This is a genomic window from Nonomuraea sp. NPDC048882 (assembly GCF_040649755.1).
Taxonomy (GTDB): Bacteria; Actinomycetota; Actinomycetes; order Streptosporangiales; family Streptosporangiaceae; genus Nonomuraea; species Nonomuraea maheshkhaliensis.
Window position 1 is genome coordinate 301338 of sequence record NZ_JBEZGB010000005.1, and the last position, 26934, is coordinate 328271.

Annotated in this window: 24 protein-coding genes; 10 read left to right on the plus strand and 14 right to left on the minus strand. The window is 72.4% G+C overall.

The window, feature by feature from the left end:
- Nucleotides 1–108: 108 nt before the first annotated feature.
- Entirely contained in the window at nucleotides 109–1173 is a 1065-nt protein-coding gene (locus AB0C27_RS20115; protein ID WP_357846008.1) for an NAD-dependent epimerase/dehydratase family protein, read from the plus strand.
- A gap of 40 nt (nucleotides 1174–1213) precedes the next feature.
- The gene (locus tag AB0C27_RS20120; protein ID WP_357846010.1) at nucleotides 1214–1870 is read left to right on the plus strand and encodes a glycosyltransferase family 2 protein; all 657 of its coding nucleotides are present in this window, start codon (nucleotides 1214–1216) and stop codon (nucleotides 1868–1870) included.
- Nucleotides 1871–1918: 48 nt separating this feature from the next.
- Here the strand turns inward: AB0C27_RS20120 and AB0C27_RS20125 are convergent, their stop codons facing one another.
- The 6 genes from AB0C27_RS20125 to AB0C27_RS20150 all read right to left on the minus strand — a co-directional run bounded on the left by AB0C27_RS20125 (nucleotide 1919) and on the right by AB0C27_RS20150 (nucleotide 9883).
- Nucleotides 1919–2551: a response regulator transcription factor gene (locus AB0C27_RS20125; RefSeq protein WP_357846012.1), complete on the minus strand. Its 633-nt coding sequence runs from the start codon at nucleotides 2549–2551 to the stop codon at nucleotides 1919–1921.
- Nucleotides 2548–3795 carry a sensor histidine kinase gene (locus AB0C27_RS20130; protein WP_357846014.1) on the minus strand — a complete coding sequence of 416 codons (1248 nt, stop codon included), beginning with the start codon at nucleotides 3793–3795 and terminating at the stop codon, nucleotides 2548–2550. The genes AB0C27_RS20125 and AB0C27_RS20130 overlap by 4 nt, the downstream gene beginning before the upstream one ends.
- Before the next feature lie 73 nt (nucleotides 3796–3868).
- The gene (locus AB0C27_RS20135; protein ID WP_357846016.1) at nucleotides 3869–5536 is read right to left on the minus strand and encodes an FAD-binding protein; all 1668 of its coding nucleotides are present in this window, start codon (nucleotides 5534–5536) and stop codon (nucleotides 3869–3871) included.
- Between the two features lie 212 nt (nucleotides 5537–5748).
- Nucleotides 5749–7920, minus strand: a complete 2172-nt coding sequence (gene helR, locus AB0C27_RS20140; protein ID WP_357846019.1) for an RNA polymerase recycling motor ATPase HelR — start codon at nucleotides 7918–7920, stop codon at nucleotides 5749–5751.
- A 152-nt stretch (nucleotides 7921–8072) separates the two neighbouring features.
- Nucleotides 8073–9059, minus strand: a complete 987-nt coding sequence (locus tag AB0C27_RS20145; protein ID WP_357846021.1) for a pyridoxal-phosphate dependent enzyme — start codon at nucleotides 9057–9059, stop codon at nucleotides 8073–8075.
- A 107-nt stretch (nucleotides 9060–9166) separates the two neighbouring features.
- Complete coding sequence (locus tag AB0C27_RS20150; RefSeq protein ID WP_357846023.1) at nucleotides 9167–9883, minus strand: helix-turn-helix domain-containing protein; 717 nt, start codon at nucleotides 9881–9883, stop codon at nucleotides 9167–9169.
- A 248-nt stretch (nucleotides 9884–10131) separates the two neighbouring features.
- Here AB0C27_RS20150 and AB0C27_RS20155 point away from each other — a divergent pair, with 248 nt between their 5' ends.
- The 4 genes from AB0C27_RS20155 (at nucleotide 10132) to AB0C27_RS20170 (ending at nucleotide 15077) form a co-directional block, all read left to right on the plus strand.
- Nucleotides 10132–11361, plus strand: a complete 1230-nt coding sequence (locus AB0C27_RS20155) for a serine hydrolase domain-containing protein (RefSeq protein WP_357846025.1) — start codon at nucleotides 10132–10134, stop codon at nucleotides 11359–11361.
- A gap of 56 nt (nucleotides 11362–11417) precedes the next feature.
- Complete coding sequence (locus tag AB0C27_RS20160; RefSeq protein WP_357846027.1) at nucleotides 11418–11828, plus strand: hypothetical protein; 411 nt, start codon at nucleotides 11418–11420, stop codon at nucleotides 11826–11828.
- A gap of 322 nt (nucleotides 11829–12150) precedes the next feature.
- Nucleotides 12151–12813, plus strand: a complete 663-nt coding sequence (locus AB0C27_RS20165; protein ID WP_357846028.1) for a TetR/AcrR family transcriptional regulator — start codon at nucleotides 12151–12153, stop codon at nucleotides 12811–12813.
- Between the two features lie 260 nt (nucleotides 12814–13073).
- Nucleotides 13074–15077, plus strand: coding sequence for a helix-turn-helix domain-containing protein (locus AB0C27_RS20170; protein ID WP_357846030.1), 2004 nt, complete (start codon nucleotides 13074–13076; stop codon nucleotides 15075–15077).
- Here the strand turns inward: AB0C27_RS20170 and AB0C27_RS20175 are convergent.
- Genes AB0C27_RS20175 through AB0C27_RS20195 form a run of 5 tightly spaced genes read right to left on the minus strand, consistent with a single transcriptional unit; the run spans nucleotide 14989 to nucleotide 19706 of the window.
- Nucleotides 14989–16050 (minus strand): branched-chain amino acid ABC transporter permease, encoded by a 1062-nt coding sequence (locus tag AB0C27_RS20175; RefSeq protein WP_357846032.1) that lies wholly within the window; start codon nucleotides 16048–16050, stop codon nucleotides 14989–14991. The genes AB0C27_RS20170 and AB0C27_RS20175 overlap by 89 nt on opposite strands.
- The gene (locus tag AB0C27_RS20180) at nucleotides 16047–16910 is read right to left on the minus strand and encodes a branched-chain amino acid ABC transporter permease (protein WP_357846034.1); all 864 of its coding nucleotides are present in this window, start codon (nucleotides 16908–16910) and stop codon (nucleotides 16047–16049) included. The genes AB0C27_RS20175 and AB0C27_RS20180 overlap by 4 nt, the downstream gene beginning before the upstream one ends.
- Before the next feature lie 10 nt (nucleotides 16911–16920).
- Nucleotides 16921–18162, minus strand: coding sequence for an ABC transporter substrate-binding protein (locus AB0C27_RS20185; RefSeq protein WP_346111109.1), 1242 nt, complete (start codon nucleotides 18160–18162; stop codon nucleotides 16921–16923).
- 49 nt (nucleotides 18163–18211) lie between these two features.
- Complete coding sequence (locus tag AB0C27_RS20190; RefSeq protein WP_357846037.1) at nucleotides 18212–18922, minus strand: ABC transporter ATP-binding protein; 711 nt, start codon at nucleotides 18920–18922, stop codon at nucleotides 18212–18214.
- Nucleotides 18909–19706, minus strand: coding sequence for an ABC transporter ATP-binding protein (locus AB0C27_RS20195; protein WP_357846039.1), 798 nt, complete (start codon nucleotides 19704–19706; stop codon nucleotides 18909–18911). Before AB0C27_RS20195 ends, AB0C27_RS20190 begins: the two co-directional genes overlap by 14 nt.
- A 301-nt stretch (nucleotides 19707–20007) precedes the next feature.
- On the opposite strand from AB0C27_RS20195, the gene AB0C27_RS20200 reads away from it, so the two are divergent.
- Nucleotides 20008–21387, plus strand: coding sequence for a tannase/feruloyl esterase family alpha/beta hydrolase (locus tag AB0C27_RS20200; protein ID WP_357846041.1), 1380 nt, complete (start codon nucleotides 20008–20010; stop codon nucleotides 21385–21387).
- A 4-nt stretch (nucleotides 21388–21391) separates the two neighbouring features.
- On the opposite strand, the gene AB0C27_RS20205 is transcribed toward AB0C27_RS20200, so the two are convergent.
- On the minus strand, nucleotides 21392–22276 hold the full coding sequence (locus AB0C27_RS20205) for a LysR family transcriptional regulator (RefSeq protein ID WP_357846043.1): 885 nt from the start codon (nucleotides 22274–22276) through the stop codon (nucleotides 21392–21394).
- A gap of 111 nt (nucleotides 22277–22387) precedes the next feature.
- Here AB0C27_RS20205 and AB0C27_RS20210 point away from each other — a divergent pair, with 111 nt between their 5' ends.
- Together AB0C27_RS20210 and AB0C27_RS20215 are read left to right on the plus strand one after the other, a co-directional pair.
- Nucleotides 22388–23575: a CoA transferase gene (locus tag AB0C27_RS20210; RefSeq protein WP_357846045.1), complete on the plus strand. Its 1188-nt coding sequence runs from the start codon at nucleotides 22388–22390 to the stop codon at nucleotides 23573–23575.
- Nucleotides 23576–23593: 18 nt separating this feature from the next.
- A complete protein-coding gene (locus tag AB0C27_RS20215; RefSeq protein WP_357846048.1) occupies nucleotides 23594–24994 on the plus strand; it encodes an SLC13 family permease in 1401 nt (466 codons plus the stop codon).
- 13 nt (nucleotides 24995–25007) lie between these two features.
- On the opposite strand, the gene AB0C27_RS20220 is transcribed toward AB0C27_RS20215, so the two are convergent.
- On the minus strand, nucleotides 25008–25379 hold the full coding sequence (locus AB0C27_RS20220) for a DoxX family protein (protein ID WP_357846050.1): 372 nt from the start codon (nucleotides 25377–25379) through the stop codon (nucleotides 25008–25010).
- Between the two features lie 161 nt (nucleotides 25380–25540).
- Here AB0C27_RS20220 and AB0C27_RS20225 point away from each other — a divergent pair, with 161 nt between their 5' ends.
- Nucleotides 25541–26239 (plus strand): helix-turn-helix domain-containing protein, encoded by a 699-nt coding sequence (locus AB0C27_RS20225; protein ID WP_357846052.1) that lies wholly within the window; start codon nucleotides 25541–25543, stop codon nucleotides 26237–26239.
- A 3-nt stretch (nucleotides 26240–26242) separates the two neighbouring features.
- Here AB0C27_RS20225 and AB0C27_RS20230 read toward each other — a convergent pair whose 3' ends face one another.
- Nucleotides 26243–26821 (minus strand): NUDIX domain-containing protein, encoded by a 579-nt coding sequence (locus AB0C27_RS20230; protein WP_357846054.1) that lies wholly within the window; start codon nucleotides 26819–26821, stop codon nucleotides 26243–26245.
- Between the last annotated feature and the right edge of the window lie 113 nt (nucleotides 26822–26934).

A 26934-nucleotide genomic window follows, 5' to 3' on the forward strand; every position in this document is an offset into this window, starting at 1 on the left:
GCGCCGGTTCGCGGTCGCTCCGTCGCTCTCCGTTCGATCTCCGTAAGAAGCCTTACGAACTGCGAACGTCCCTTATCGCGAGCGGGCCGGCGGCCTAGCGTCGGCGGCATGAGAGTGTTGGTCACCGGCTCGGCCGGTTTCATCGGCGGGCACGTGGCCGAAGCGCTGGAGGCGGCGGGTCACGACGTCGTCGGCCTCGACCTGCGGACCGGCCAGGACGTCCAGGACCCGGCCGTCCTCGACGGGCTGCTGCCCGGCGCGGACGTCGTGGTGCACCAGGCCGCCAAGGTCGGGCTCGGCGTGGACGTCTCCGACCTGCCCGACTACGCCGGCGTCAACGTGTACGGCACGGCGGTCCTGCTCGCCGCCATGGCCAGGCACGGGATCGGCCGGCTCGTGCTGGCGTCCTCGATGGTGATCTACGGCGAGGGCCGCTACGAGTGCGCGGAACACGGTGACGTACGGCCGGGGCCGCGGACCGTGGACGACCTGGAGCGCGGCCGGTTCGAGCCGCCGTGCCCGCGCTGCGGCGCGCCGCTGGCCTGCGCGGAGATCGACGAGGACGCCCGGCCCGATCCGCGCAACGCCTACGCCACCAGCAAGCTCGCGCAGGAGCACCTGGCCGCCAACTGGGCCAGGCAGACCGGCGGGAGCGCTGCGGCGCTGCGGTACCACAACGTCTACGGGCCGCGCATGCCGCGCGACACGCCCTACGCCGGGGTGGCCGCGATCTTCCGCTCCGAGCTGGAGGCGGGCCGGGCGCCGAAGGTGTTCGAGGACGGCCGCCAGCGGCGTGACTTCGTGCACGTCAGGGACGTGGCCAGGGCCAACCTCGCGGCCATGTCGGCGACAGCGTCGGTCACAGCGCCTGCCACAGCACCTGCCACAGCACCTGCCACAGCACCTGCCACAGCGCCTGCCAGAGTGCCGACCACGGTGCCGGCCGGTGAGCTGCGCGCCTGGAACGTCGCCTCGGGCACCCCGCACACCGTGGGCGACATGGCCGCCGCGCTGGCGGCCGAACGCGGCGGGCCCGAGCCGGTGGTGACCGGCGCCTACCGGCTCGGCGACGTCCGCCACATCGTCGCCTCGGCCATCCGGGCCAGGACCGAGCTCGGCTTCCACGCCGAGATCGGCTTCGAGGCGGGCGTGAAGGAGTTCGCCTGGTCATGAACGTAACCCCCCGCTGCCGCTACGAGGAGGCCCGCCGATCATGACGGTGGACGTGATTCTGCCCTGCCTGAACGAGGAGGACGCGCTCGGCTGGGTGCTCGGGCGCATGCCCGCCGGCTATCGCCCGATCGTGGTCGACAACGGCTGCACGGACCGGTCGGCGGAGGTCGCCGCCGGCCTCGGCGCGCGGGTGGTGCACGAGCCCGCGCGCGGTTTCGGCGCCGCCTGCCATGCCGGGCTGCTCGCCGCCACCGCCGACCTGGTCTGCTTCATGGACGCCGACGCCTCGCTCGACCCCGGTCAGCTGCCCCGGGTGGCCGATCCGGTGCTCGACGGGCGGGCCGACCTGGTCATGGGCCGGCGTACGCCCCGGGGCGCGGGCGCCTGGCCCCGGCACGCGCGGCTGGGCAACGCCGTGCTGGCCGCGAACCTGCGCCGCCGTACAGGTGCGCCGCTGCACGACCTCGGCCCCATGCGGGCGGCCAGACGCCTGGCGCTGCTGGACCTCGCGCTGACCGACCGCCGCTTCGGCTACCCGCTGGAGATGGTGCTGCGCGCCGCCTCGGCCGGCTGGCGGATCGACGAGGTACGGGTGGACTACCTGCCCAGGACCGGGCGTTCGAAGGTGACCGGCACCATCGGCGGCACCCTGCGCGCCGTCTCCGACATGCGGCGCGTCATGGCCGAAATCCGCTGAACGCCGACGTCGCCGTTCAGGAGAGCGTGGGACCTCTCAAAGCAGCGCTCAGGGTGATCGTGGGACGAGCAGGCCCCGGTTGAACGCCTCGGTGACCGCGGCGGCCCGATCGCCCACGCCGAGCTTGCCGTAGATGTTCAGCAGGTGCGACTTCACCGTGGCCTCGGTGACGAACAGCTTCGCCGCCGCCTCCCGGTTCGTCGCCCCGGCGGCCACCAGGTGCAGCACTTCGAGCTCCCGCGGGCTGAGCGGACCGGTGGCGGACGAGCGTACCCGGCTCATCAGCAGCGCCGCCGCCGACGGCGCGAGCACCGCCTCGCCCCGCGCGGTGGCTCGGACCGCGCGCAGCAGTTCGTCGCGCGGCGCGTCCTTCAGTAGGTAGCCGGTGGCGCCGGCCTCGATTGCTGGCAGCACGTGGCCGTCGGTGTCGTACGTGGTCAGCACCAGCACCCGCGCCCCGCCCCCGTCCCGAGCCAGCTCCCGCATGGCGCTGACGCCGTCCGTGCCCGGCATGCGCAGGTCCATGAGGATCACGTCGGGCCGCAGCGCCCTGGCCAGCCGGACCGCCTCGGCCCCGTCACCGGCCTCCCCGACCACCTCGAAGTCGGGTTCGCGGGCGAACATGCCGCTCAGCCCGTCCCTGACCACCGGATGGTCGTCCACGACCAGCAGCCTGATCACGCCCCTGCCCCCTCTCGCGCAGCGGGCACGCGGGCCGAGATGCCCGTGCCCGCGCCCGGCTCCGACTCGACCGCCAGGCTGCCGGACAGCCCCTCGATCCGCTGCCGCATCGCCTCCAGCCCGAACCCGGCGCGGGCGGCGCCGCCGCCGAGCCCGGCCGGGTCGAAGCCGCCGCCGTCGTCACGCACGTCCAGCGCCACCTCGTCCTCCAGATAGGACAGGGTCACCCCCACCCGGGTCGCCCCCGCGTGCTTGGCCACGTTGGTCAGCGCCTCCTGCGCGGCCCGCAGCAGCGCGACCTCGGCCTCCGGCGGCATCGGCCGCGCCGTGCCGGTCGTCGTGACCCGTACCGGGATGCCGTGCAGGTCCGCCCAGCGGCCGGCCACGCCGGCCAGCGCCTCCTCCAGCCGGGCCGCCCGCAGCGGCTCGGGGCGCAGCGCGTCCACCGACCGCCGCGCCTCCGACAGGCTCTCCCTTGCCAGCCCGGCCGCCGCGGCGAGGTGGCGGCGCCAGCCCGCCGGGTCGTCGCCCGCCTGCTCGGCCGCGCGGAGCTGGCTGATGATGCCCGTGAAGCCCTGCGCGAGCGTGTCGTGGATCTCCCTGGCCATCCGCCGCCGCTCGTCGTGCACGCCCGCCTCTCTGGCCCGCGCCACCAGCCGCTCGTGCAGGGCGGCGTTCTCCGCCAGCGTCTCCTCCAGCCTGCGGTTCGCCTCGCGCGCCTCCTCCAGCGCGCGCAGGCGCTCCTCGTTGCGCTGGTCGTCGCGCCGGGAGTGCCAGGCGAACGCGCACATGGGGATCGCGTTCGCGGCCACCACGGCGGCGTACAGGGTCAGGCCCATGGTGGTGCTCGTGTCCACCGCGTACGACTGCGCCGTGCCCGCCACCACCGCCACCGACGCGACGCCGGCCTGCCGCCACGGCCAGGGCAGCACCTCGAACGCGAAGATGTAGCCCGCGGGCGTGAAGAACCCGAACCACGGCGCCCTGACCACCAGCACCAGCATGATCACGACCAGTCCGGCGAAGAACACCGCCATCACCGGCGGACGCTCCCGCCAGCCGGGCCGCAGCGTGAAGCCCCCCAGCATCCACACCGCCGTCAGCGCGCACAGGGCCAGGTCGGCGGCCGGGGACGTGCCGTGCGCCCACCTGATCGGCACCGTGACGACGGCCAGGACCGCCAGCAGGGTGTACGGCACGACGCCCGTCACCACCGGCCGCCTGCGAGGGACCGCACCGTCCATGCGCGCTCCTTCATCACTCGTGTCCCTGCCCACAACCTAACCGCGACCCGGGCCTGCTCTGGGGGCCGCTCGCTCAGGGCAGTTCGATGCTCAGAGCGTGCCGGAAGACGCCGCGCGGATCCCATCGGGCCTTGATCCGCTGGAGTCGTGGGTAGTTGTCCTTGTAGTAGAGGATGCGCCCGGGAACGCCGGAGGTGTTCCACTCCGGGTCGATCAGGTCGACGTCGGGATAGTTGATGTACGAGCCGTCGTCCACCTCGCCGGGCACCGGCACGCCGCCGGTGCGGGCGTACACGTCACGGTAGAAGCCGCGCACCCAGGCCAGGCTGCTCGCGTCGTCGGCCGCGTCGGCCCAGGTCGTGTAGTAGACCGCCTTCATGACCACGTCGCGCTGGGCGACCGCGGTGGCCTCCGGCGCGACCGCGCGCACCTGGCCGCCGTACCCGATGAGCAACATTCCTGAGCGCTCGTTCCCGGTGGAGCCGGTCAGGTTGCGGTGGATCGCGGCGAGTTGCTGGTCGGTGAACGACTTGCGGAGGTAGGCAGCCTTGTTCTTGTACCGGCGGGCGGTCGCGTCGCCGGCCTCGCCCGTGCCCGGCCAGGTCATCCGGTGCAACCACGGCATCGTCCCCCGGGTGTCGACGATGGGCTCGACGCCCGTGCCGGCGCTCACCGCGGAGACGAACTCGTTCACCAGGCCGTCCGCGCCGGGCAGGCCCGCGTCGATCTGCACGGCCATCGAGACGTATCCGGCGGCGCGGTGCGACAGCAACAGGATCGCGTAGACGCCGGCCGACGGTGCGCCCGGCGCGCTGTTGTGCTCGTGCCAGGTGCCGAAGTTGCGCACCAGCCGGGTGAACGCCGCCTCGGTCATGCCCTCCCACGGCCAGGCGATCACGCGTTCCAGCATCTCCGCCGGGGAGGCGGGGAGCAGCCCGGCCGGGTCGGAGCCGGTGGCGCCGGGCGAGCGCAGCCAGTACTTCGTGACCACGCCGAAGTTGCCGCCGCCACCGCCGGTGTGCGCCCACCACAGGTCGCGGTTCGGGTCGCCGGGCTCGCGGGTGGCGACCACCGCGCGGGCTGCGCCGTCCGCGCCGGCCACCACGACCTCCACGCCGTACAGGTGGTCGACCACCGAGCCGTACCGGCGCGACAGTGCCCCGTACCCACCGCCGGCGAAGTGACCGCCCGCGCCCACCGCCGGGCAGCTGCCGCCGGGGATCGTCACGCCCCAGCCCTTGAACAGCGTCCGGTAGACCTGCCCGAGCGTGGCCCCCGGCTCCACCACGAACGCCTTCCTGCGCGGGTCGTAGCCGACCGCGTCCATCGGGGAGAGGTCGATCAGCGTGCGCACCGCCGAGTCGGCGGTGAAGTTCTCGAAGCAGTGGCCGCCGCTGCGCACCGCGATCCGCCGTCCGGCGCGGACCGCCTCCGTCACCGCGCGCACCACCTGCTCGGTCGAGCCGGCCACGCGGATCTCGTCCGGACGGCCCGCGAAGCGGAAGTTGTTACCGCGCAGCAGGCCGTCGTACCGGGGGTCGTCAGGCCGGATCCGCACCGGCCCGAACTCCTCCGCACCGGCCGGGCCTCCATCGCCCGCACCCGCATCCCCCGCCACGCCCGCCGCCACATCCGCCATCGCCGGACCCGTCATCCCCGCGCCCAGCGCGCCGCCCGCCACGGCCCCCGCGCCGGCGAGCAGCCTCCGCCGGCTCACCTGCTCTCGTTCCGACTGACTCATGTCCATCCTTCCGGCGCCGGTCCCCTGAAGACCGGGGTCTCCTCACCGTCCCAGCGCTCCGACCGCCCCCGCATCGGCCGATCTCCCGGTACGGCGGCTGAACCGCCGCTCCACCGGACGGCTGACCCGGCTCCGCCGATCGGCCGGTCGCCAGGCGCCCTGAGGTGCGGTCGCGCGGCCGGCCGGCCCCTCGCACCACCCGTGACCAGGCGTCAGGAGCCGGTGAGGACGACGAGTTGCCGGGTCGCCCTGGTCATCGCGACATACCGGTCCACAGCGCCCTCGACGCCCCGGACGCCCCCGACGCCCTCGCCGAACCGCTCGGGATCGACGAGGACGACCAGGTCGAACTCCAGTCCCTTCGACAGCTCAGGGGTCAGTGACCGGACGCGGGGCGTCTCCTGGAACGTGGGATCGCCGATGACGCAGGCGGTCCCGTCGGCGTGCTCGGCGAGCCAGGCGTCGAGGATCGGGCCCAGCTCCGCGACGGATCCGTACCCGACGGGGACGCCGGCGGCGCGGATGGAGGTGGGCACGTTGGCGTCGGGCAGCACGGCCCTGATGACCGGCTCGGCCTCGGTCATGATCTCCTCGGGCGTGCGGTAGTTGATGCTGAGGCCAGCCAGGTCGATCCGGTCGAGCCCGATCCGCTCCAGCCGTTCCCGCCACGACTCCGTGAAGCCGTGCCTGGCCTGGGCCCGGTCCCCGACGATGGTGAAGCTCCTGGACGGGCAGCGCAGCAGCAACATCTGCCACTCCGCGTCGGTCAGCTCCTGGGCCTCGTCCACGACGACGTGCGCGAACGGCCCGGCGAGCAGGTCGGGCTCGGTGCCGGGCGGTGTGCCCTCCTCGATCAGGCTGTTCTGCAGATCCTCCCCGCGCAGCATGGTCACCAGGCCCTCGCCGTCGGGGTCGGCCTCGATCAGGGCGTCGACGACCTTGTTCATGCGCTCGCGTTCGGCGGCGACGGAAGCCTGGTGCCGGCGCCTGCGCCGGGACGCCTCCGGGTCGCCGAGCCGTTGCCGGGCCGCGTCCAGGAGTGGCAGGTCGGACACCGTCCAGGCCTGGGCGTCCTGGCGGCGCAGCCGCCTGACCTCGTCGGGGCTGAGCCAGGGGGCGCACATCCGCAGGTAGGCGGGCACCGACCACAGATCTCCGACGAGGTCCGCGGCTTCGATCAGCGGCCAGGCGCGGTTGAAGGCCGTGCGCAGTTCCCTGTTGCGCAGCAGCGACGTGCGCAGCAGGCCGTCCGGGGCCTCCTCCTCGTGCTTGTCGATCAGGATCGTGAGCAGTTCGGCCCAGATCTGCTCGCGCGCCTCGTTGTGCGGCGTTCCCGGCTCCGCCGCCTCGAACGCCTCGGCCCAGTCCTCGGGGCTCAGCCAGAGGTCGGACCAGGGGGTGGTGACCGTCATCCCCTCGGCCGGGGGGTTCTCGTAAAACCTGACGGCCGGTTCGATCGCCTTCACCATGCCGGCGGACGACTTCAGTCGCGCCACCTCCGGGTCGGTCTCGACCGTCGCCGTGGCACCCTCGGCGACGAGGTCGCGCAGGGTGCAGGTCTGTACGCCCTCCTCCCCGAGGCTGGGCAGGACGTCGGCCACGTAGGCCAGGTACGGCTGGTGCGGGCCGACGAACAGCACGCCGCCCCTGCGGTGGCCGAGGCGCGGATCGGAGTAGAGGAGGTAGGCGGAGCGGTGCAGGGCGACGACGGTCTTCCCGGTGCCGGGGCCGCCGTCCACGACGAGGGCGCCGCGCGATCCGGCGCGGATGATGGCGTCCTGGTCCGCCTGGATGGTGCCGAGCACGTCCCGCATCCGGGCCGAACGGCTGCCGCCCAGGCTGGCGATGAAGGCCGACTGGTCGTCGAGCGCGGCGTGCCCTTCGATCCCGTCGGGGGTGAACACCTCGTCCCAGTAGTCGCTGATCCGGCCGCGGGTCCAGCGGTACCTGCGGCGGCTGGTCAGGCCCATCGGGTTGGCGTGGGTGGCGCCGAAGAACGGTTCGGCGGCGGGTGAGCGCCAGTCGAGCAGCAGCCGGCGGCCCGCGCCGTCGGTCAGGCCGAGCCGGCCGATGTAGACGGGCTCGGAGTCGTCCGCACCGACCATGTGCCCGAGGCACAGGTCCAGGCCGAAGCGGCGCAGGGCGCGCAGGCGGGCGGTCAGCCGGTGCACCTCCAGGTCCCGGTCCATCGCCTGCCTGCCGAGCCCGCCGGGCGACTTCCGCTCGGCGTCGAGGCGGGCGGACAACTCGGCGATCGACGCTTCCAGACTCTCCGCGATGGCCGCGAACCGCTCCTCGTCCCGGGCGATCAGCGCCGGGTCCGCCTTGGGGGCGAGGCGGGCGGGAAGGTCGAACGCGCTGATGGTCAGGTGGTTCACAGTCATTGACTCCCGTTTGCGCAGCTGTCGGCCTCGGCCGCCGATTCTGCGGCATGACCGGGGCCTTGTGGCAAGCCCCCCTGTGCGCTATACGTTGAAAGTGGAAGGGAGTGGTTTCTCCTCTTTTCCCGTTCCCGGTCCCTCAGCGCCGCCGCGCGTCAGGCGTGTGCGGCCGGTTCCAAGACCCAGCGTGCGAAGTCGGCGGGCAGCACGTTGCTGCCGCACAGGATCGTGGTGACGCGCCGGCCGGCGAAGCGCTCCGGCTGCTCCAGCACGGCGGCGATCCCGAGCGCTGCCGACGGCTCGACGACGAGGCCCGCGTGCTCGTAGAGGGCGCGCAGGCCGGCCTTGATCGAGTCCTCCGCCACGAGCACCACGTCGTCCAGTACCACGAGCAGGTCGTCGAGCACCTCGGGGATCGGGCAGCGCCCGGCGACGCCGTCGGCGATCGTGTCGATGTGATCGGTCTCGACGACCGTGCCCCGCCGCCACGACAGCGCCATGGCGGGCGCGCCGGACGGCTGGATGCCGATCACCTCGGCCTGCGGGGCGAGCGAGCGGACGACGTAGCCCACGCCGCCGGCCAGCGCCCCGCCGCCGAGGGCGACGAGCACGACGTCGAGCTCTGGATCGTCGCGGACGAGTTCGAGGCCGATCGTGGCGGCGCCTTCGCAGGTCGCCAGGTCCAGGCTGTCCTCGACCAGGTAGGCGCCGTCGGCCCGGGCCAGCTCGCGGGCCAGCAGCCGGGCGTCCTCGATGTCGGCGCCTTCGAGCCGGATCTCCGCGCCGAGTTCGGCGATCCGGCGAAGTTTGAGCGGGTTGGCGGTGGTCGCGGCCACGACGGTGACGTCGAGCTCCCGGCGCGCGCCGCTGTGGGCCAGCGCCTGGCCGAGGTTGCCCGCGCTCGCGCACACCATGCGGGACGCGCCCTCCCGCCGGGCCTGGGCCGCCACGGTCTCCGTACCGCGTCCCTTGAAGCTCCGTACCGGATTGAGCGTCTCGACCTTCAGCGTCAGTGCGCACCCGAGGGCCCGGCCGAGCGGCGGGCACGGCGGCGACGGCGTGTCGAGGAACACCGGATCGATTTCCTCGGCCGCCGCGCGGACCCGATCGAGCCGCATGCGAACGCGATCAAGGTCCCTCATGGTGACGGAGTATGCCACGCCCTCCGCGCCGCCCGCCACGCCCCCATCGCCGCTCGCCAGGCCCTCATCGCCGCCCGCCACACCCCTCGGCAACGGGTGCCACGCGCTCAGCGCCGCCGCTCCTCCAGGTTGCGCTGCCACTGCTCCATGGCCTGCCGGAGCGCCTCGCTGACGAGGAACAGCAGCTCGGCGGCGGTCTCGAAGCGGGCGCCCGCCGGGGTGGCGGGCCCGAGGATCTCGCCGCCCCGCCGCGACGCGGCCGTCAGCGCCTCGTTCATGTCCACGGACGCCTGGATGGAGCGCAGCCAGATGTCGTCGTCGGTGACATAGCGTTCGCGGCGCCCGCCGGGGGTCCGTTCGCGCCTGAGCATGCCCTGCTGTTCGAGGAAGGTGACGGCGTGGGAGACCGAGGCCGGGCTGATGCGCAGCCGCTGGACCAGGTCGGCGGCGGTGAGGCTGCCGGCGTCGGTGACGTAGAGGCAGGCGAGGACCCTGGCCGCCATCTTGGGCAGCCCCTGCCCGACGAGGAGGTCGGTGAAGGACTCGGTGAACTCCTGGACCGCCTGGGGGTCGCGGCCGTGGCCGCCGTCGGGGATCGCCGGCTGCTGCGGCTGGGCCTGCTTGCGCCTACGGGCGCGGTGCCGGGTGGCCTCCTGCGCGCGGTCCGCGCCGTAGTCGCCGGGGCCGCCGTTCCTGGTGACCTCGCGCATGATCGTCGAGGCGGGCCGGCCGAGGCGGCGGCCGATCTCCGCGTAGCCGAGCCCCTCCGCCAGCCATGTCGCGATGTGCCGGCGGTCCTGGCCGGTCAGTCTGCCTCCGGGCATCGGTGCTCGGCTCCTGTCTGCTCTGGTCGGCGTGCGCCGTTCCGTCGCACAGTATGCATTCAAGCGCACCTCATTGCAATCCTCGCTCGGATCCGTCATTGCGTTCACTTTCATCGTCATTGCAAAAGCAAGCCATTTCATGCTTTTCAACCGGTTATACAGCCCACTTTGCTTGTTGACGATTTATTGAACGCAATGTACCGTCAGGGTTGTTCAGAGATTCCCGAACGTCCGTGAGGAGATTCACGATGCGACACGACAACGGCGGCTTCTCCGTCAGCGGGCTGCGCAGGCTGCACGACGTGCTGGCCCGGCGGGTCGAGTCCGGCCGCATCCCCGGCCTGGTCGCCCTGGTCAGCCGCGGCGGCGAGACGCACGTCGAGGCACTGGGCACCATGCGCCACGACGGCGGCCCGCCGATGCGCCGCGACACGATCTTCCGGATGGCGTCCACGTCCAAGCCGGTCGCGATGGCCGCGGCGATGATCCTGCTCGACGAGTGCCGGGTGCGGCTGGACGACCCCGTGCAGCAGTGGCTGCCCGAGCTGGCCGACCGGAAGGTACTGAAGCGGGTCGACGGCCCGCTCGACGACACCGTCCCGGCCCGGCGGCCGATCACCGTACGCGACCTGCTGACCTCCACATTCGGGCTCGGCATGGACATGACGTCGCTGGGCACCCCGATCATGAACGCGGTCTTCGAGCAGGGGCTGACGCCCAACCTGCCGGAGCCGATGCCCGAGCCCGACGAGTGGATGCGCCGCCTCGGCTCGCTGCCGCTGATGTACCAGCCGGGCGAGCAGTGGCAGTACCACATCAGCAACGACCTGCTCGGCGTGCTGGTGGCCAGGGTCACCGGGCAGACGTTCGAGACGTTCTTGCGTGAGCGGGTCTTCGAGCCGCTGGGGATGAAGGACACCGGGTTCCACCTGGACGGCGACAAGATCGACCGGCTGCCGGTCCTCTACGCCCCCGACCCGCAGACGGGTGAGTTCCACGTGTGGGACGAGGCCGAGGGCGGGCGCCACAGCAAGCCGCCGGCGTTCCAGGGCGGCGGCGGGGGCCTGGTCTCCACCGTCGACGACTACCACGCCTACTTCCGCATGCTGCTGAACGGCGGCACGCACGAGGGCGAGCGGATCCTGTCGCGGCCGGCCGTCGAGCTGATGACCACCAACCGCCTCACCCCCGCCCAGCAGGCGGTCAGGAACGCCATGGCGACCGACAACGTGCACGTGTCCTTCGGCCAGGGGCAGCACGGCGGCTGGGGCTTCGGCATGGCGGTCCGCACCTACCGCGGCGACTACGCCTCGGTCGGCCAGTTCGGCTGGGACGGCGGCACCGGCACCACGGCCTACTCCGACCCGGCCAAGGGGCTCACCGGCATCCTGCTCACCCAGGTCGGCATGACCATCCCGGACCCGGCCCAGTTGGTCCACGACTTCTGGACCACCCTCTACCAGGCCATCGACGACTGACCAGCGCGCACCTCCGCCCGACCACCTCGAAGAACTCGAAGAAGGAGCACACCCTCATGACCATCACCCTCACCGACCAGGACAAGCTGACCCTGCGCACCGCCGCGTACGGCGCCGTCACGCTGCTGGCCGCCGCCGACACCGGGGGCAGCCCGCACAAGGTCGCCACCAAGGGCTCCATCGCCCTGTACTCCGCCACCGGCCCGATCGGCCACGTGCTGGCCGACAAGTCGACGGGCGTGGACCTGAACGGCAAGTCCGTGGCCGCCATCGCCGACCACGTGCTGCCCGCCCTGACCGCGGCGATGACCCTGCTCAAGCGGCAGGACCCGGCGGAGGCGGGCAACTTCCGCCAGACCGTCCTCGTCGCCGTCGAGGCGGCCACCCGCACCGACCAGGGCCGCCGGCCGAGCCCGACGGTCACCGACATGACCCGCAAGATCACCGAAGCCCTCGACGCCGCCTGACCGGCGCACCACCGGGCCGGGGCGCCATCAAACCGAGGGCGCCACCCGGCCGGTCGCGTCGCCCTCGGCACCGGCGCGGCACCGGCGCACCACCCGTCACATCCCCCTCTCTTTCCCCACGGCGGAGCACTCGGCAGTGCTCCGCCGTATCGTGTGCCAGGCATGTCACATATCGCCGGTGACTAAGCGCATAGTCAGCCCTAGAATGCGAGTTACCAAGACTCGCGGCGGGCCACACCCTCATCGTGGCCGGCATGTCCGATGGGCGGCGCGGGCGGCATCGAGACCACGCACTCGGGGTCGAAGGGGGCGAGGATCGAAGATGGCCCGACGGCAGGCCCGGTTCACCGCGCAGGATCTGGCGGACGACTCACGGCTGCGGGACCACTCTCCCGAGCTGTGGAGAGACGACCTGGGGGAGGTCCAGCGCCGGCTGCTGTCGTCGGCCGTGCGCTGCTTCGCCGCGAACGGCTTCCACGCCACGACCACGCGCGACATCGCCGAGTGCGTCGGGCTCAGCCCGGCCGCCCTCTACGTGCACTTCCCGTCCAAGGAACTGGTCCTGTACGAGATCGTCAAGGCCGGCCACGAACGCGTCCTGGCGCACGTCAGGGATCCGGCCATCACGAGCCTCGACGGTTCGGCCGAGCGGCTGCGCGCCATCGTCTCGGCGTACACCGTGTGGCACGCCCGCCACCACGTGACCGCCCGCGTCTGCCAGATCGAGCTGCACGGCCTGACGCCCGAGCACTACGGCGAGATCGTGGAGCTGCGCCACCAGACCAACGGCTACTTCAGGGGCGCGGTCGCGCGCGGGGTGGCCGACGGGGCGTTCGCGAAGGTCGACGTCACGCGGGTCACGCGGGCGATGTTGTCGCTGGCCATAGACCTCGTCCGGTGGTACCGGCTCGACGGCCCCGACTCGCCCGAGCAGCTCGGCGAGTTCTACGCCGACCTCTCGCTGAAGCTGCTCGCCCCGGGCTGACGCGCGGGCGGCGTTCGGCCGGGCTTGGCCTTCACCGGTTGACAAGCGACCGTTCACAGCCTGACTATGCGCTTAGTAACCTCGGCGGACTCCCGATCAGACCCCGGCCCGTGGTGCTCTGGAGGCCCCCTTGCATGCCTTGACGCAGGACCTGACCACCTTCTCACGCGGACGGCCCGCCGTTCCCCGCCCGCATGCGTGACCATGCCGTACCCGCGCCCCGACCAGCGCCGACCCACCGCACATGGACGGATGCACCGATGACCGTGCCATTGACCGTGCAGTCCCCCTTCGCTCCCCCCGCGCCCCTCGCCTCGTGCACCGTCTTCCTCGACCTGCTGGCCCGCGAGGCGGCGCCAGTCGAGTTCGAGGAGCCGGTGGTCGCGGCCCGGGCGGCGGGCGCGCCGCCCGAGACGCTGGCGCAACTGGAGGCCGCCAAGCTGGCGGCGCTGCGGGTGAGCACGGACATGCGGCGCCAGGCCGGCCGCGAGGCCGAGCTGACCGCGCTGTTCGACCTGGCGGGCGACCTGGCCGCGCTGCGCGACCTGGACGCGATCCTGGAGACGGTCGTACGCCGGTCCAGGCGGCTGCTCAACGCGGACGTCGCGTACGTGACGCTGAACGACGACGAGTCCGGCGAGACCCGCATGCGGATGACCGACGGGTCGATCTCGGCGGCCTTCCGGCGGCTGCGGGTCCCGTTCGGCGACGGGCTGGGCGGGCTGGTGGCGCAGACGGCGATGCCGTACAGCACCGATCACTACGCGGCGGACCCGCAGTTCCGGCACCGCGCCTTCATCGACGCGGCGGTGGCCGAGGAGGCGCTGGTGGCGATCCTGGGCGTGCCGATGCGGCTGGGCAGCCGGGTGGTCGGCGTGCTGTACGCGGCCAACCGCAGCCAGCGGCCGTTCGCCCCGGAGAAGGCGGTGCTGCTGGGCTCGCTGGCGGCGCACGCGGCGCTGGCGGTGGACAACGCGCGGCTGCTGGAGCACACCCGTACGGCACTGGAGGAATCGGACGCGGTCAACGCGAGGATCCGGGCGCGCTGCGCGGCGATCGAGCGGGCCGCGCAGGCGCACGACCGGATGACCGCCCTGGTCGTCAGGGGCGGCGACGCCGGCGACGTGGCCGCGGTGGTCACCGAGGTGCTGGGCGGGGCACTGCACGTCCTGGACGCCGACGGCCGCTGCCTGGCCGCGTCGGGTGAGCAGGTGCCGCTCGCCGAGGACGAGATCTCCGCCGCGATGGCCGTGGCCGGCTCCGTCCACACACGGGGTGGCACGACCAGGCACGGCGACCTGTGGGTCACCCCGATCGCGACCCCCGGCGAGGTGCTGGGCACGCTGGTGTTACGCACCGCGGCGGAGCTCGGCGACGCCGACCGGCGCATCCTGGAACGGGCCGCGCTGGTCACCGCGCTGCTGTTGCTGCTGCGGTGCAGCGCGGCCGAGGCGGAGGCACGGGTGCAGGGCGAGCTCCTGGACGACCTGCTGGACGGCCGCGTGGACGGCCAGACGGACAACAGGTCTACCGGCCGGCCGGACGGCCGCCTGGACGGCCGCGCGGACAGCCGGGTGGACGGATCCGCGGCGCTGGAGGCGCGGATGCGCCGGGCCGGTCTGGACGCGGACGCCTCGTACGTGATGCTCTCGGCCCGCTACGCCTCGCCCAGGCATCGCGGCCGGGCCGCGTTCTGGGCGGCCGCGCACGCGGCGGCGGCGCACGGCCTGGCGGCGGCCCGCGGCGAGGAGGTCGTCCTGCTGCTGCCGGGCGACGCGCCGGGTGAGACCGCGCGCCGTGTCGCCAAGGAGCTGGGCGCTGCGCTGGCCGCGCCCGTGACGGTCGGCGCGGCCGGGCCGATCCGCGACCTCACCGGGGTCCCCGCCGCGCACCGGGAGGCCCGGCGCTGCGCCGACACGCTGCTCGCCCTCGACCGGCTGGACGACGGCGCCGATGCCCGCGAGCTCGGCTTCGTCGGCCTGCTGATCGGCACCCAGCGCGACGCGCGCGGCTTCCTGGACTCGACGCTGGGCCCGGTGCTCGACTACGACGCCCGCCGCGGCACGTCCCTGGTGCGGACGCTGGAGACGTACTTCAGCAGCAGGTGCGGCCTGTCCAGGACCGCCGAGCGGCTGCACGTGCACATCAACACCGTGCACCAGCGCCTGCACCGGGTCAGTCGCCTGCTGGGCGAGGACTGGCAGGAGCCGGAGCGTGCTCTGGAGATTCAGCTGGCTCTCCGGCTGCATCGGCTGCGGGGCTGACCGGCGGACCGGCCTCCCGTCGATCAGCTCGCCGGGAAACCAGTAGGTGCCGGGCCGTTCCCCAGATGCCCCGGCGGAACAGCAGCACGATCACGATGAAGATCGAGCCCGTGACGATGCCGATGCCCTCGAACCCGGCGGTGGCCAGGAAGTCCTGGAGCTGGACGACGATGGCGGCGCCGATGGCCCCGCCCCACAGCGTGCCGATGCCGCCGAGGATGACCATCATCACCACCTGTCCCGAGGTGGTCCAGTAGAGCCCGTCGAGCGAGGCGAAGCCGTGGCCGATGGCGAAGACGCCGCCGGCCGTCCCCGACAGCGCGGCGGACAGGACGAACGCCAGCAGCCGGTAGCGCTCGACGGGATAGCCGAGGGCACGTGCGCGGGCCGGGTTGTCACGGATCGACACCAGCACCCGCCCGAACGGCGAGCGCACGATCCGCCAGGCGGCGAACAGCCCGGCCAGCACGAACGGCAGCCCCGCGTAGTAGAAGAAGAACGGGTCGGACAGGTCGAGCCCGAGGAACTCGCGGGGGATGCCCTGCAGCCCGTTCTCGCCGCCGGTGACGTCACGCCACTGGTTGGCCACGAAGTAGATCATCTGGGCGAAGGCCAGGGTGACCATGGCGAAGTAGATGCCCGTCAGCCGTACCGACAGCAGGCCGATCGGCAGCGCCAGCAGCGCCGCGAACAGCGCGCCGCCGAGGATCGCCACCGGGAACGGCATCCCGCCGTGCAGCACGATCAGCCCCGTGCAGTACGCCGACCCGCCCCAGAACGCGGCGTGCCCGAACGACAGCAGTCCGGTGAAGCCCAGCAGCAGGTCCACGGCGGCGGCGAACAGCGCCCAGCAGGCGATGTCCAGCGCGACCGGCGGATAGATCAACCACGGCAGGACGAGGGCGGCCAGCAGCCCGAGCACCAGGAGCACGATCCCGCCCCGGCCCGAGCGGGCCAGCCTGGACAAGATCACCGGTACGCCTCCTCACGTCCGAACAGCCCGGCAGGTCGCCACAGCAGCACGGCGGCCATCAGGATGAACACCGTGATCTGCGACAGAGCGGGCACGTACAGGTTGCCCAGCGCCGACACCAGCCCCACGGCGAACCCGGCGGCGACCGAGCCGAACACCGAGCCCAGCCCGCCGATCACGACCACGGCGAAGACGGTGATAATCAGGTCGGCGCCCATCAGCGGGTTGACCGCGCGCATCGGCGCGGCCAGCACCCCGGCGAACGCGGCCAGCGCGACCCCGAAGCCGAACACCGGCGTCACCCAGCGGCCGACGTCGATGCCGAGCGCCCTGGTCAGCTCCGGCCGCTCGGTCGCGGCCCGCACGATCATCCCCACCCGGGTCCTGGTGAGCACCACCCACACGGCGACGCACATCAGGATCGACACTCCCAGCACGAACACCTGGTAGGCCGGGTAGGAGAACAGCCCCAGGTCGACCGTGCCGGCCAGCTCGGCCGGCCGGGGATAGGGCTGGGAGTTCACCCCGTACTCGCGCCGGACGAGGTCCTGGAGGATGAGCGCGAGCCCGAAGGTGAACAGGAAGTTGTAGAGCGGGTCGAGCGGCGTCAGCCGCCGGACGAACAGCCGCTCCAGCACGGCGCCGCCCACGCCCAGCAGCAGCGGCACCAGCACCAGTGACACCCAGAAGTTCAGGTCGAACGCGTCCAGCGCGATGAACGCCCCGAACGCGCCGAGCATGTAGAACGCGCCGTGCGCGAGGTTGACCACGCCGAGCATGCCGAAGATGACGGCCAGGCCGAGGGCGAGCAGGGCGTAGAACGACCCGCCCACCAGCCCGTTGAACGCTTGCTGGAGCACTCCTGCCGCCCTACAGCTTGCACGCCGGGTCGGGCTGCGGCTGGAACGCCTCAGCGGCCGGGATGGTGTTGAGCACCTTCTCGTAGTCGTACGGCTCCTTGACGTCTGCGGACCCCTTGACCTCCGCCAGGTAGGCGTCGTGCAGCAGCAGGTGGTCCTGGGCGCGGATGGTGCCGTTGCGGACGAACATGTCCTCGACCTTCTGGCCTTCCAGCGCCGCCACCACCTTGTCGGCGTTGTCGGTGCCGGCGCGCTGCACGGCCTCCAGGTACTGCAGGGCGGCCGAGTAGTTGGCGGCCATGTTGGCGGTCGGCCGCTTGCCCAGCTTGGTGTTGAACCTGTCGGCCCAGGCCCGGGTCTTGTCGTCGAAGTTCCAGGTCCACATGGTGGTGTAGCGGGTGCCGGCCAGGGAGTCGGGCCCGAGCGAGTGGATGTCGCTGAGCAGCAGCAGCCCGATCGCCAGTGTGACGCCCTTGTCGCGCAGCTTGTACTCGTTGTACTGCTTGACCAGGTTGACCAGGTCACCGCCGGCGTGCATGGTGCCGAGCACCTGCGGCTTGGGGTCGAGCCCCGGCGCCTTGAGCAGGAACGTGGAGAAGTTGTCGTTGGGGAACGGGGTCGGGTCCGACTCGACCACCGAGCCGCCGGCCCCCTGGATCGCCGTGCTGAACGTCTTGGTCATGTCCTGGCCGAACGCGTAGTCCGGATAGACGATGTACCAGCTCTTGGCGCCGGCCTTGGTCACCTCGGTGCCGGTGCCGTGGGCCAGCATGTAGCTGTTGTAGCCGTAGTGGAAGGTGTACTTGTTGCACGCCTTGCCCTCCAGCTCGGTGCTGGCGGCGCCGACGTCGATGAACACCTTCTTCTTGTTCTTGGCCACGGTGGCGACGGCGAGCGCGGCGGAGGAGGTGGGCACGTCGAGGATCACGTCCGCCTTCTGGCGGTCGTACAGCTCCTGTGCCTTGGAGTTGGCGATCTCGGGCTTGTTCTGGTGGTCCGCGCCGGTCACCTCGACCTTCTTGGCCACCGCCTTGTCGCCGTATTTGGCCTTGTAGTCCTCCACCGCCATCTTGACCGCCTCGATCGAGCTGCGGCCCGAGGTGTCGGCGTAGATGCCCGACTGGTCGTTGAGCACGGCCAGCGTCACCCCGCCGTCGCTGATCGCTCCCCCGCCGCCGCCCGGCCCGCCTCCGCATCCGGCCAGCAGCAGCGCGGCGGCGGCCAGTCCGCCGCTCCAGCCCGTGATTCTCATAACGGCATCTCCTCTGTTCCCGGGCGCTCGGCCGTTCTGTCGGCGGTCGTCAGATTCCGAGGTATTCGAGTAACTGGTGCTCGCGTTCGCGGACCTGGTCGCGATCCAGCGACTCGACGATCCGTCCTTCCGCGAGCAGGTAGTGCCGGTCGGCGACGGCGGCGGCGAAGTGCACGTTCTGCTCGACCAGCAGCACCGTCGTGCCCGCCGCCCTGACCTCGCGCAGGATCTCGCCGATGCGCTGGACGAACAGCGGCGACAGGCCCTCGGTCGGCTCGTCGCACAGCAGCAGCCGGGCGCCCGTGCGCAGCACCCGGGCGAGCACGAGCATCTGCTGCTCGCCGCCCGACAGCGTCGTCCCGGGCGAGCGGCGCCGCTCCCTCAGGTGCGGGAACGTCTCGTACACGCGCTCCAGCGACCACGGCTCGGGGCCGCCGCCCTTCACCACCGGCGCGAGCGTGAGGTTCTCCTCCACCGACAAAGTGGCGTAGATGCCGCGGTCGTCGGGGACGTAGCCGAGGCCGCGGCGGGCCCTGGCGTGCGGGGGCAGCCCGGTGACGTCGTCGCCGGACACGGAGATCGTGCCCGTGGTCCTGCCGTAGGCGCCGTGCAGGCCCATCAGGCAGCGCAGCAGGGTGGTCTTGCCGGCGCCGTTGCGGCCGACGAGGGTGACGATCTCGCCCTCGTCGACCCGCATCGACACCTCGCGCAGCGCCTGCGCCTCGCCGTACCAGGCGGACAGCCCGTCAACGCGCAACATCGGAGTCCCCCAGGTAGGCGGTGATGACGCGAGGGTCGTGGCGGATCTCGGCGTACGGGCCCTCGAGCAGCACCTTGCCGTGCTGCAGCACGGTCACCCGGTCGGCGAGGCTGGCGACCACGTTCATGTTGTGCTCGACCATGACGACGGTGCGGCCCGTGCGGATCTCCTGGACGAGCTCGATGGTGCGGTCCACGTCCTCCGCGCCCATCCCGGCCGTCGGCTCGTCGAGCAGCAGCACCTTCGGGTCGAGCGCCAGGGCGAGCGCCAGTTCCAGGGCTCTTTTGCGGCCGTACGACAGCGAGCCCGCGGGGACGTCGCCGTGTCCGGCCAGCCCGACCCGGGCGAGCAACTCGGCGGCCGGGGCGGTGAAGCGGCCCAGCACGCGGTCGGAGCGCCAGAACCGCCAGCCGAGCCCGGTCGGCCCGGCCAGTGCCAGCTCCAGGTGCTGGAGCGGGGTCAGCTCGGCGAACAGGCTGGTGATCTGGAACGAGCGCGCCAGGCCCAGCCGGCTGATCGCCTCGGGGCTGCGCCCGACCAGCTCCCTGTGTCCGTCGATCACCACGCTGCCCGCGGTCGGCTTGAGGAAGCCGGTGAGCAGGTTGAACAGGGTGGTCTTGCCGGCGCCGTTGGGTCCCACCAGGGCGTGCACGCTGCCCTCGGCCACGTCCAGGTCGACGCCGTCCACGGCGCGGAAGCCGCGGAACTCCCTGACCAGTCCTCGCGCCCGCAGGACGGGGACGGATCCGGCATCGTGCGGGCCTGCCGCGGGACCTTCGCCCATGCACCCCTCCTCACGACTCACAAGGTGAGCTGGAACACCGTGAACGCTAGGTGGCGGCCCGGACGGCGGACCAGGTGAGGTGCCTCCACATTCGTACGGCCCGATGTGCGGTGGTACACACCCGTTTGACGCTCAGGCTTCCCCGTGCCGCCCGCCGCCGATCCGGCCGGCCCGCCGGCGGCGCGGCGGTGGAGGTCGTGTCCACAGGTAGCCGGGGAACAGTGGCGACCGCATACGTCGCCGCGCCCGTCGCCGTCGATCACCATGGCGTCCACCACGGCCTGACCGATGGGAGTCGCACATGTCCTTTCCGCTCCGCAGATCCACTCTCCTCCCGGCTCTGGTGGCCACGTTCCTGGCTCTCCCCCTGGCGCCGGTGGCCGCCGCCGCGCCAACCGACGCCCGCTGCGCCCGTATGGGCAAGCTCCACGTGCCGGGCGCGCGGCACCAGGTCGCCGCCTGCCTGGACGACCTGACCACCGCCGGCACGACCGCCTCGGGACACACCGATCCGGCCGACTGGACAGGGCTGCACTCGACGGGCACCCGCAACCCGAGCGGCGTGCCGGGGATCCAGATCGACGGCTACTTCGACGACACCTCCACCGGCAACCCCACCCACGGCTGGAACCACGACGCGCAGTTCGTCATCCGGCTGCCCGAGCGGTGGAACGGCGGGCTGGTCGTCGCCGGGGCGCCAGGCAACCGCCGCCAGTACGCCAACGACTTCACCATCTCCGACTGGGTGCTGGCCAAGGGCTACGCCTACGCCTCGACCGACAAGGGCAACGTCGACCTGGGCTTCTACCACGACGGGAAACGACCTGGCGACGCCATCGCCGAGTGGTACCGCCGGATGACCGAGGTGACCGTCGCGGCCCGGACGACCGTGGCCCGGCATTACGGGAAGAAGATTCGCAAAACGTACGCGATGGGCATCTCCAACGGCGGCCAGCTGGTGCGCTGGGCCCTGGAGAACCACCCCGAGCTGTACGACGGCGGCGTCGACTCGGAAGGCACCTTCTGGACGGCGGACGGCCGGCCGAACGCGCTCACCTACCTGCCGGTGGCGCTGCGCGAATACCCCAAGTACGCGGCGACCGGAGACCCTGAGGCGCACGCCGCGATGCTGCGGGCCGGCTTCGAGCCCGGCTCGGAGTTCCTGTGGGACTTCAACTACCGCATCCTGTGGGACGGCACCCAGCGCAAAGTCCGCGAGGAGCTCGACCCGGACTTCGACGGCGACCTCGACGCGGGCATCCCGTTCTGCCAGAGCGGCACGCCGAACTGCGACGCCGACTACGACTTCTACGCCCGTCCGCGGAGCGTGCACCAGGCGGTGCGGAAGGTTTCGCACACCGGCCGCATCGGCAAGCCGCTGATCACCGTGCAGGGGACGCTGGACACGCTGCTGCCGATCAAGGTGCACGGCGACGCGTACGCCAAGTCGGTGCGCGCGCAGGGCATGGCCGCCCGGCACCGCTACTACCGGATCGAGGGTGCCTCCCACCTCGACATCGAGTACGACATGTTCCCCGACCGGATGCGGCCGCTGCTCCCGTGCATGCGGACCGCGTTCGAGGCGCTGGAACGCTGGACGGCCGGACAGCAGCCGCCGCCCAGCGCCACCATCCCGCGCCAGACCTCGGGCGACGTGGCCAACACCTGCTCGATCAGCTGACCGATCAGCTGACCGTCAGCTCGCCGGCCCTGGCCCTGATGAGCCGCCTGACGATGAGGGCGGAGGGCGAGGGCCGGCTGTCCTGACGCTGCGTCAGGCACAGGTGGACGGGGTCGGCGTCCGACAACGGCAGCCAGACCACGTCGGCGATGTCGGCCGAGGTGTCGAACCTGGCCAGGATGCCGACCCCGGCGCCCTGGCCGACCATCACCTTCACGGTCCGCGCCGACATCGCCTGCACGACGACGTCGGGTGCGGCCACGTGGCGGTGCAGCGTCTCCCACATCACGGTGCCCGCCCGCATGGTGACGATCGGCCAGGTCTCCAGGTCGCGCCACTGGATCTGGTCGCGGCCCGCCAGCGGATGGTCCGTGCGCGCGTACGCGCCGACGGGCGCCGAGATGAGCGGGATGCGGCGCAGCCCGGGCGCGGGCGGGCTCGCCGGCATGGTGACCACCCCGAAGTCGAGCGCGCCGTCCAGCACCGCGGCCTCGATGGCGGCCGACGCCCCCTCGCGGACCGCGAACCGCAAACCGGGATGGAACTGCCGCAACCGGCCCACGACCGGCGCGATGATGGTCTCCACGGTCACGGTGACGCCGCCGATCTGCACCCGGCCCCGGTAGGTGCCGCTCGTCTCCATCGCCGACTCGCGCACCGCCTCCTCGGCTGCCACCAGCCGGCGCAGCGGCTCGATCAGCGCCTGCCCGGCCGGCGTCGGGCGCACGCCGTGGCGGCTGCGAGTGAGCAGCACGACGTCCAGCTCCTCCTCCAGCAGCGCGATCTGCTGGCCGAGCGCGGGCTGGCTCACGCCGCACCGGGCCGCCGCCGCGCGCAGCGACCCTGTCTCGACCGCGGCCAGGAAGTACCGGGCCCGTTCCACCCGCACGCGGCCCACCATAAAGGCAGAACCTTTCACCTGTGAACTGCTTCCACGTCTTCCCGTCGCCGCGACGGGGCGCGATCGTGGCTGCGAAAGCCGAGGTGAAAGGAATACCAAGTGGCTGACCGCCCCCTCAGCGGAGTGCGTGTCCTGGACGTGTCGACGATCCTGGCCGGGCCGCTCGCGTCCGCGCTGCTCGGCGAGTTCGGCGCCGAAGTGATCAAGGTCGAGCATCCCGGCACGGGCGATCCGGCCCGCCACTACCCGCCGCTGGAGGACGGCGAGTCGGCCGCCTGGTCGATGATCGGCCGGGGCAAGCGCAGCGTCACGATCGACCTGCACCACGCCGAGGCGGCCGCGCTGGTCGGCCGGCTGGCCGCGGCCGTGGACATCGTGGTGACCAACTTCCGCCCGGCGACGCTGCGCCGGTTCCGGATCGACTTCGACGACCTGCGCGCGTACCGGCCCGACCTGGTGATGATCCAGGTCAGCGCGTTCGGCAGGACCGGCCCGTACGCCGACCGGCCCGGCTTCGCCCGCGTCGCGGAGGCGTTCGCCGGCCTGACCCACCGCACAGGAACCCCCGACGGGCCGCCCGTCTTCGCCGGCTATCCCGTGGCCGACGGCGTCACCGGCATCTACGCCGCGTTCGCCGCCATGCTCGCGCTGCGCCAGCGCGACCTCACCGGGCAGGCCCAGCTCGCCGACATCCCCCTGTACGAGCCGCTGCTACGGATGATGGAGGACTTCGTCGTCGAGTACGGCGCCACCGGCGAGCCCCGCGAACGCCAGGGCAACCGCAACCCGCACATCAGCCCCAACGACCTCTACCGCACCCTCGACGGCCGCTGGCTGGCCCTGCCCGCCTCGACCGAGCAGATGTGGCGCCGGCTGGTCACCGTCATGGACGCCGACGACCTCGCCGTGCACGACTCCATGACCGCCCGGCTGGAACACCGCGAGGAGATCGAGGCCAGGGTCGCCGCCTTCGTCGCCGCCCACGACCTCGAACCCCTGATGTCCCTGCTCACCGAGGCCGGAGTGGCCGCCGGGCCGGTCAACTCCGCCGCCGACATCTGCGCCGACCCGCACATCCGCGCCCGCGGCTCGATCGTCGAGGTGCCGGACGCCAGAACGGGCCGCCCACGGCTCATGCAGGCCCCGGCCGGGCGTTTCTCCGGGTTCGACACCACGATCGGCGGCCCCGCGCCCGCCCTGGGCGAGCACACCGACGACGTTCTCCGCGACCTCGCCGGGCTGGCCGAGCCGGAGATCCATGACCTGCGCCACCGAGGAGTGGTCTGACCCGAAAGAGGCGTGCCCATGACCATGGCCACCCTGTCCATCATCGTGCTGGCCGCCCTGCTCGCGGCGACCCTGATCCCCGGCTTCGATCTCGGCCTTGGCGCCCTGGCGGCGGCGTTCCTGCTCGGGCTGGCCGCCGGCGTCCCGACGAACGACGTGACCGGCTTCTTCCCTGCCGACTTCTTCGTGCTCATCGTCGGGGTGACCGCCCTGTTCGCCGTCGCGCAGCTCAACGGGACCCTCGACTGGTTACTGGACGTCCTGCTGCGGGCGGCCGGCGGCCGGCTCGTGCTGATCGCGCTGGCCCCGTTCGCCATCGGCGCCGTGCTCACCGCGGCCGGCACCCTGCCCGCCGCCGCGACCGCCATCGTCTCCCCCATCGCCCTCGGCTTCGCCGCCCGCTACCGGATCTCGCCGATGCTCGCCGCCGTCCTGGGCGTCACCGGCATCATCAGCGGGCTGCTGTCGCCGCTGGCCGTGTACGGGGTCACCGCGCGCTCGCTGAGCGGCAAGCTGGGCATCGACCTGCCCGGGTCGGCGCCGGTGACGTTCCTGGCCGGGGGGCTGGTGGCGGGGCTGGTCGTGTGTGCGGGCTGCCTGGTGGTCGGCCGGTTCACCGGCGGCATTCCCCGGGGCCGCGCCTCCGTCCCGGCCACGCCGCTCGGGTCCAGCACCACCGACCCGGCCGGCCCCGCGTCCGGCACCGCCGACCTTGACCCCGCGCCCAGCGCCACTTCCGGCGACGCGGCTTCCAGTGGCGGGGCTTCCAGTGGCGGGGCTTCCAGCACCGCGACCGTGACAGTCGCACCCACGGCGGCGGCGACGCACAGTTCGGGTTCCGGGACGCGGGCCTTCACGCTGGCGTGCATGGCCGCCGTCGTCGCCCTGTCCGTCGGCTTCGACATGAACGTCGGCTATCTCGGCCTCACCGCCGCCCTGGTGCTGCAGCTCGCCTTCCGGCTGCCGCTCGGCGCGATCGTCTCCAGGATCCCGTGGAACGTGGTCCTGCTGATCGGCGGCCTGCTCACGTACGTGGGCCTGATGCAGCACCTGGGCGCGTTCAAGCAGATCAGCGAGCTGCTCGGGGTGGCCGGCTCGCCGCTGCTCAGCCTGCTGGTGCTGTGCTACGTCGCCGGGATCACATCCTTCGCCGCCAGCTCCATCGCGGTGTTCGCGACCGTCATGCCCCTGCTGCCGCCGCTGGTGGCCGCCGGAGTCTCCCCGGTCGGCGGGGTGCTCGCGGTGGCCCTGGCCTCGGTGCTGGTCGACCTCAACCCGCTCGGCATCACCGGCGGCCTCATCCTGGGCGCCGCCGAGCCCTCGGCCCGAGCCCGCCTGTTCCGCCAGCTCCTGGTGTACGGGCTGATCTCGATCGTCGTCGCCCCCGTCCTGGCCTGGGCCGCCTTCGGCTGGTGGTGATTCGCCGAGGACGTCAGAAGGCGTAAGGGCCGAACCGCCCCCAGGCGACGAACGCCGCGAGCAGGAACAGGACCGCGTTGACGGCGATCCCGGACGGCTCCTTGCGGCGGACGTGGACCACCGCGGCCAGCACCATCGTCAGCGCCAGGCCGGCCGCGGCCAGCGGGGTCAACACGGGGGCGATGCCGGTGACGGCGGGCAGGATCAGCCCGAGCCCGCCCGCCACCTCGGCGACGCCGATGAAGCGGATGGTGCCGGCGGAGAAGTCGTCCACCCACGGCAGCCTCGGGGCCAGCTTCTCCTTGGGCTGCGTGGCCTTCATCACGCCTGCCATGAAGAACATGGCACCGAGAGCGACCTGCACGATCCACAGGGCGATGTTCATGGGGGATCTCCTTGACGGTCGGGGGTGCGGTGGGCAGCTCGGCCAGGCGAAAGACGGCGCTCGGCGTCGTCCCGGGGAAAAGTGGAACGGCCTACCCGTTTTCATCATGCCACGTTCGGCGAGGAAATGGGTAGACCGTTCCACTTGGCTAGACTGGAATCATGAGCCGCAGCGCGGACCCCGACCCGCCCGACGACCAGCAGTCCGAAGCAGGGCTGCGCGCCGACGCAGAACGCAACCGTGTACGCATCCTGGCCGCGGCCCGCCGCCTGTTCGCCGGCCAAGGACTCGGCGTCTCGATGGCCTGCGTGGCCCGCGAGGCGGGCGTCGGCAAGGCCACCCTGTCGCGCCGCTTCGCCAGCCGCGAAGAGCTCATCAACGCCGTCTTCGCCGACCGCATGGACGCCTACGCCGCCGCCACCGCCCGGGCCCTCGCCGATCCCGACCCGTGGCGCGGCTTCACCGGCTTCATCGAGACCGTGTGCGCCATGCAGGCCGCCGACCGGGGCTTCGCCGACGTGCTGGCCAGGTCTTTCCCGTCCGCCAAGGCCCTGGAAGCCCGGCGCGCGGAGGCGTACGAAGGGTTCCTGGAGATCATCGCCCGCGCCCAGGCCGGCGGCCACCTGCGCGACGACTTCACCGCCGAGGACCTCGTCATCCTGCTGATGGCCAACGCGGGCGTCGTCGCCGCCACCACCGAAGCCGCCCCTGACGCGTGGCGCCGCCTGGTCGGCCAGATGCTCCGCGCCTATGCCACCCCCGGCACCCCGCTCCCGCCCCTGACACCACCCCCCAGCGGGACCGCGGTCTACCGCGCCATGCTCCGCATCTCCCGCCCCGCCCCGGGCTCGGGTACTTAGCAATCAGCCGAGTGCCTTGACGAGCTTCCTGGTGAACCGGTGCATGTGCGGATCGAGCCGTTCGATGGGCTCGGCGAGGACCTCCCGCGGCGACAGCCACCTGATGCCGGCGAACTCGCCCTCGTCGTAGGAGGTGATGGGGTCGGTTTCGATGACGAACCAGAGCGACACGTCGGTGTGGGAGCGCGCACCGCGCGTCCGCGTCGCGGTGACGAAGAACGGCCGCTTCCCGGCCGACTCGGTGGGGCGGGCCGCCACGCCCAGCTCCTCCCGGCACTCGCGTTCGACGGTCTCCCAGGTGTCCTCGCCGGGCTCGACGTGCCCGCCGCTCGGCAGCCAGAGCCGCGCCTTGCGGTGATCGACGAGCAGGATCTCCTCGCTCGGGCTGAGGACCACGGTGTAGGCCACGAGGTGCGGATCCGGCACATCGGGCGCGTCGGTCCGGTAGAGCGGCGCCCCACCGGCGATCCAGTCCAGCCCTTCGGCTATGTGGACGGCCTCCAACTCGTCCCACGGGGTGATGCCGGCGAACTGCCACGCCAGCCGCTCCCGCGCGTCTCCGGAGTCGCCTCGCCCGATCACGACCGCACCAGAGGCAGCCCCCGACCTCCCGGCTCCTTCATGACAACCGACCGTACCGCCCACGACCGACAAGAACCGGCGAGCGGGATGGGCCGACTTTGCGAGAAATCACG

Excerpts from the sequence above, each read along its gene's own strand:
- AB0C27_RS20135 (WP_357846016.1), bottom strand. The coding sequence starts at position 5,536 with ATGAGTCAGTCGGAACGAGAGCAGGTGAGCCGGCGGAGGCTGCTCGCC.
- AB0C27_RS20200 (WP_357846041.1), top strand. The coding sequence starts at position 20,008 with ATGTCCTTTCCGCTCCGCAGATCCACTCTCCTCCCGGCTCTGGTGGCC.
- AB0C27_RS20190 (WP_357846037.1), bottom strand. The coding sequence starts at position 18,922 with ATGTTGCGCGTTGACGGGCTGTCCGCCTGGTACGGCGAGGCGCAGGCG.
- AB0C27_RS20155 (WP_357846025.1), top strand. The coding sequence starts at position 10,132 with ATGCGACACGACAACGGCGGCTTCTCCGTCAGCGGGCTGCGCAGGCTG.
- AB0C27_RS20215 (WP_357846048.1), top strand. The coding sequence starts at position 23,594 with ATGACCATGGCCACCCTGTCCATCATCGTGCTGGCCGCCCTGCTCGCG.
- AB0C27_RS20150 (WP_357846023.1), bottom strand. The coding sequence starts at position 9,883 with ATGCCCGGAGGCAGACTGACCGGCCAGGACCGCCGGCACATCGCGACA.
- AB0C27_RS20220 (WP_357846050.1), bottom strand. The coding sequence starts at position 25,379 with ATGAACATCGCCCTGTGGATCGTGCAGGTCGCTCTCGGTGCCATGTTC.
- AB0C27_RS20160 (WP_357846027.1), top strand. The coding sequence starts at position 11,418 with ATGACCATCACCCTCACCGACCAGGACAAGCTGACCCTGCGCACCGCC.
- AB0C27_RS20170 (WP_357846030.1), top strand. The coding sequence starts at position 13,074 with ATGACCGTGCCATTGACCGTGCAGTCCCCCTTCGCTCCCCCCGCGCCC.
- AB0C27_RS20165 (WP_357846028.1), top strand. The coding sequence starts at position 12,151 with ATGGCCCGACGGCAGGCCCGGTTCACCGCGCAGGATCTGGCGGACGAC.
- AB0C27_RS20195 (WP_357846039.1), bottom strand. The coding sequence starts at position 19,706 with ATGGGCGAAGGTCCCGCGGCAGGCCCGCACGATGCCGGATCCGTCCCC.
- AB0C27_RS20145 (WP_357846021.1), bottom strand. The coding sequence starts at position 9,059 with ATGAGGGACCTTGATCGCGTTCGCATGCGGCTCGATCGGGTCCGCGCG.
- AB0C27_RS20115 (WP_357846008.1), top strand. The coding sequence starts at position 109 with ATGAGAGTGTTGGTCACCGGCTCGGCCGGTTTCATCGGCGGGCACGTG.
- AB0C27_RS20130 (WP_357846014.1), bottom strand. The coding sequence starts at position 3,795 with ATGGACGGTGCGGTCCCTCGCAGGCGGCCGGTGGTGACGGGCGTCGTG.
- helR (WP_357846019.1), bottom strand. The coding sequence starts at position 7,920 with ATGACTGTGAACCACCTGACCATCAGCGCGTTCGACCTTCCCGCCCGC.
- AB0C27_RS20225 (WP_357846052.1), top strand. The coding sequence starts at position 25,541 with ATGAGCCGCAGCGCGGACCCCGACCCGCCCGACGACCAGCAGTCCGAA.
- AB0C27_RS20185 (WP_346111109.1), bottom strand. The coding sequence starts at position 18,162 with ATGAGAATCACGGGCTGGAGCGGCGGACTGGCCGCCGCCGCGCTGCTG.
- AB0C27_RS20120 (WP_357846010.1), top strand. The coding sequence starts at position 1,214 with ATGACGGTGGACGTGATTCTGCCCTGCCTGAACGAGGAGGACGCGCTC.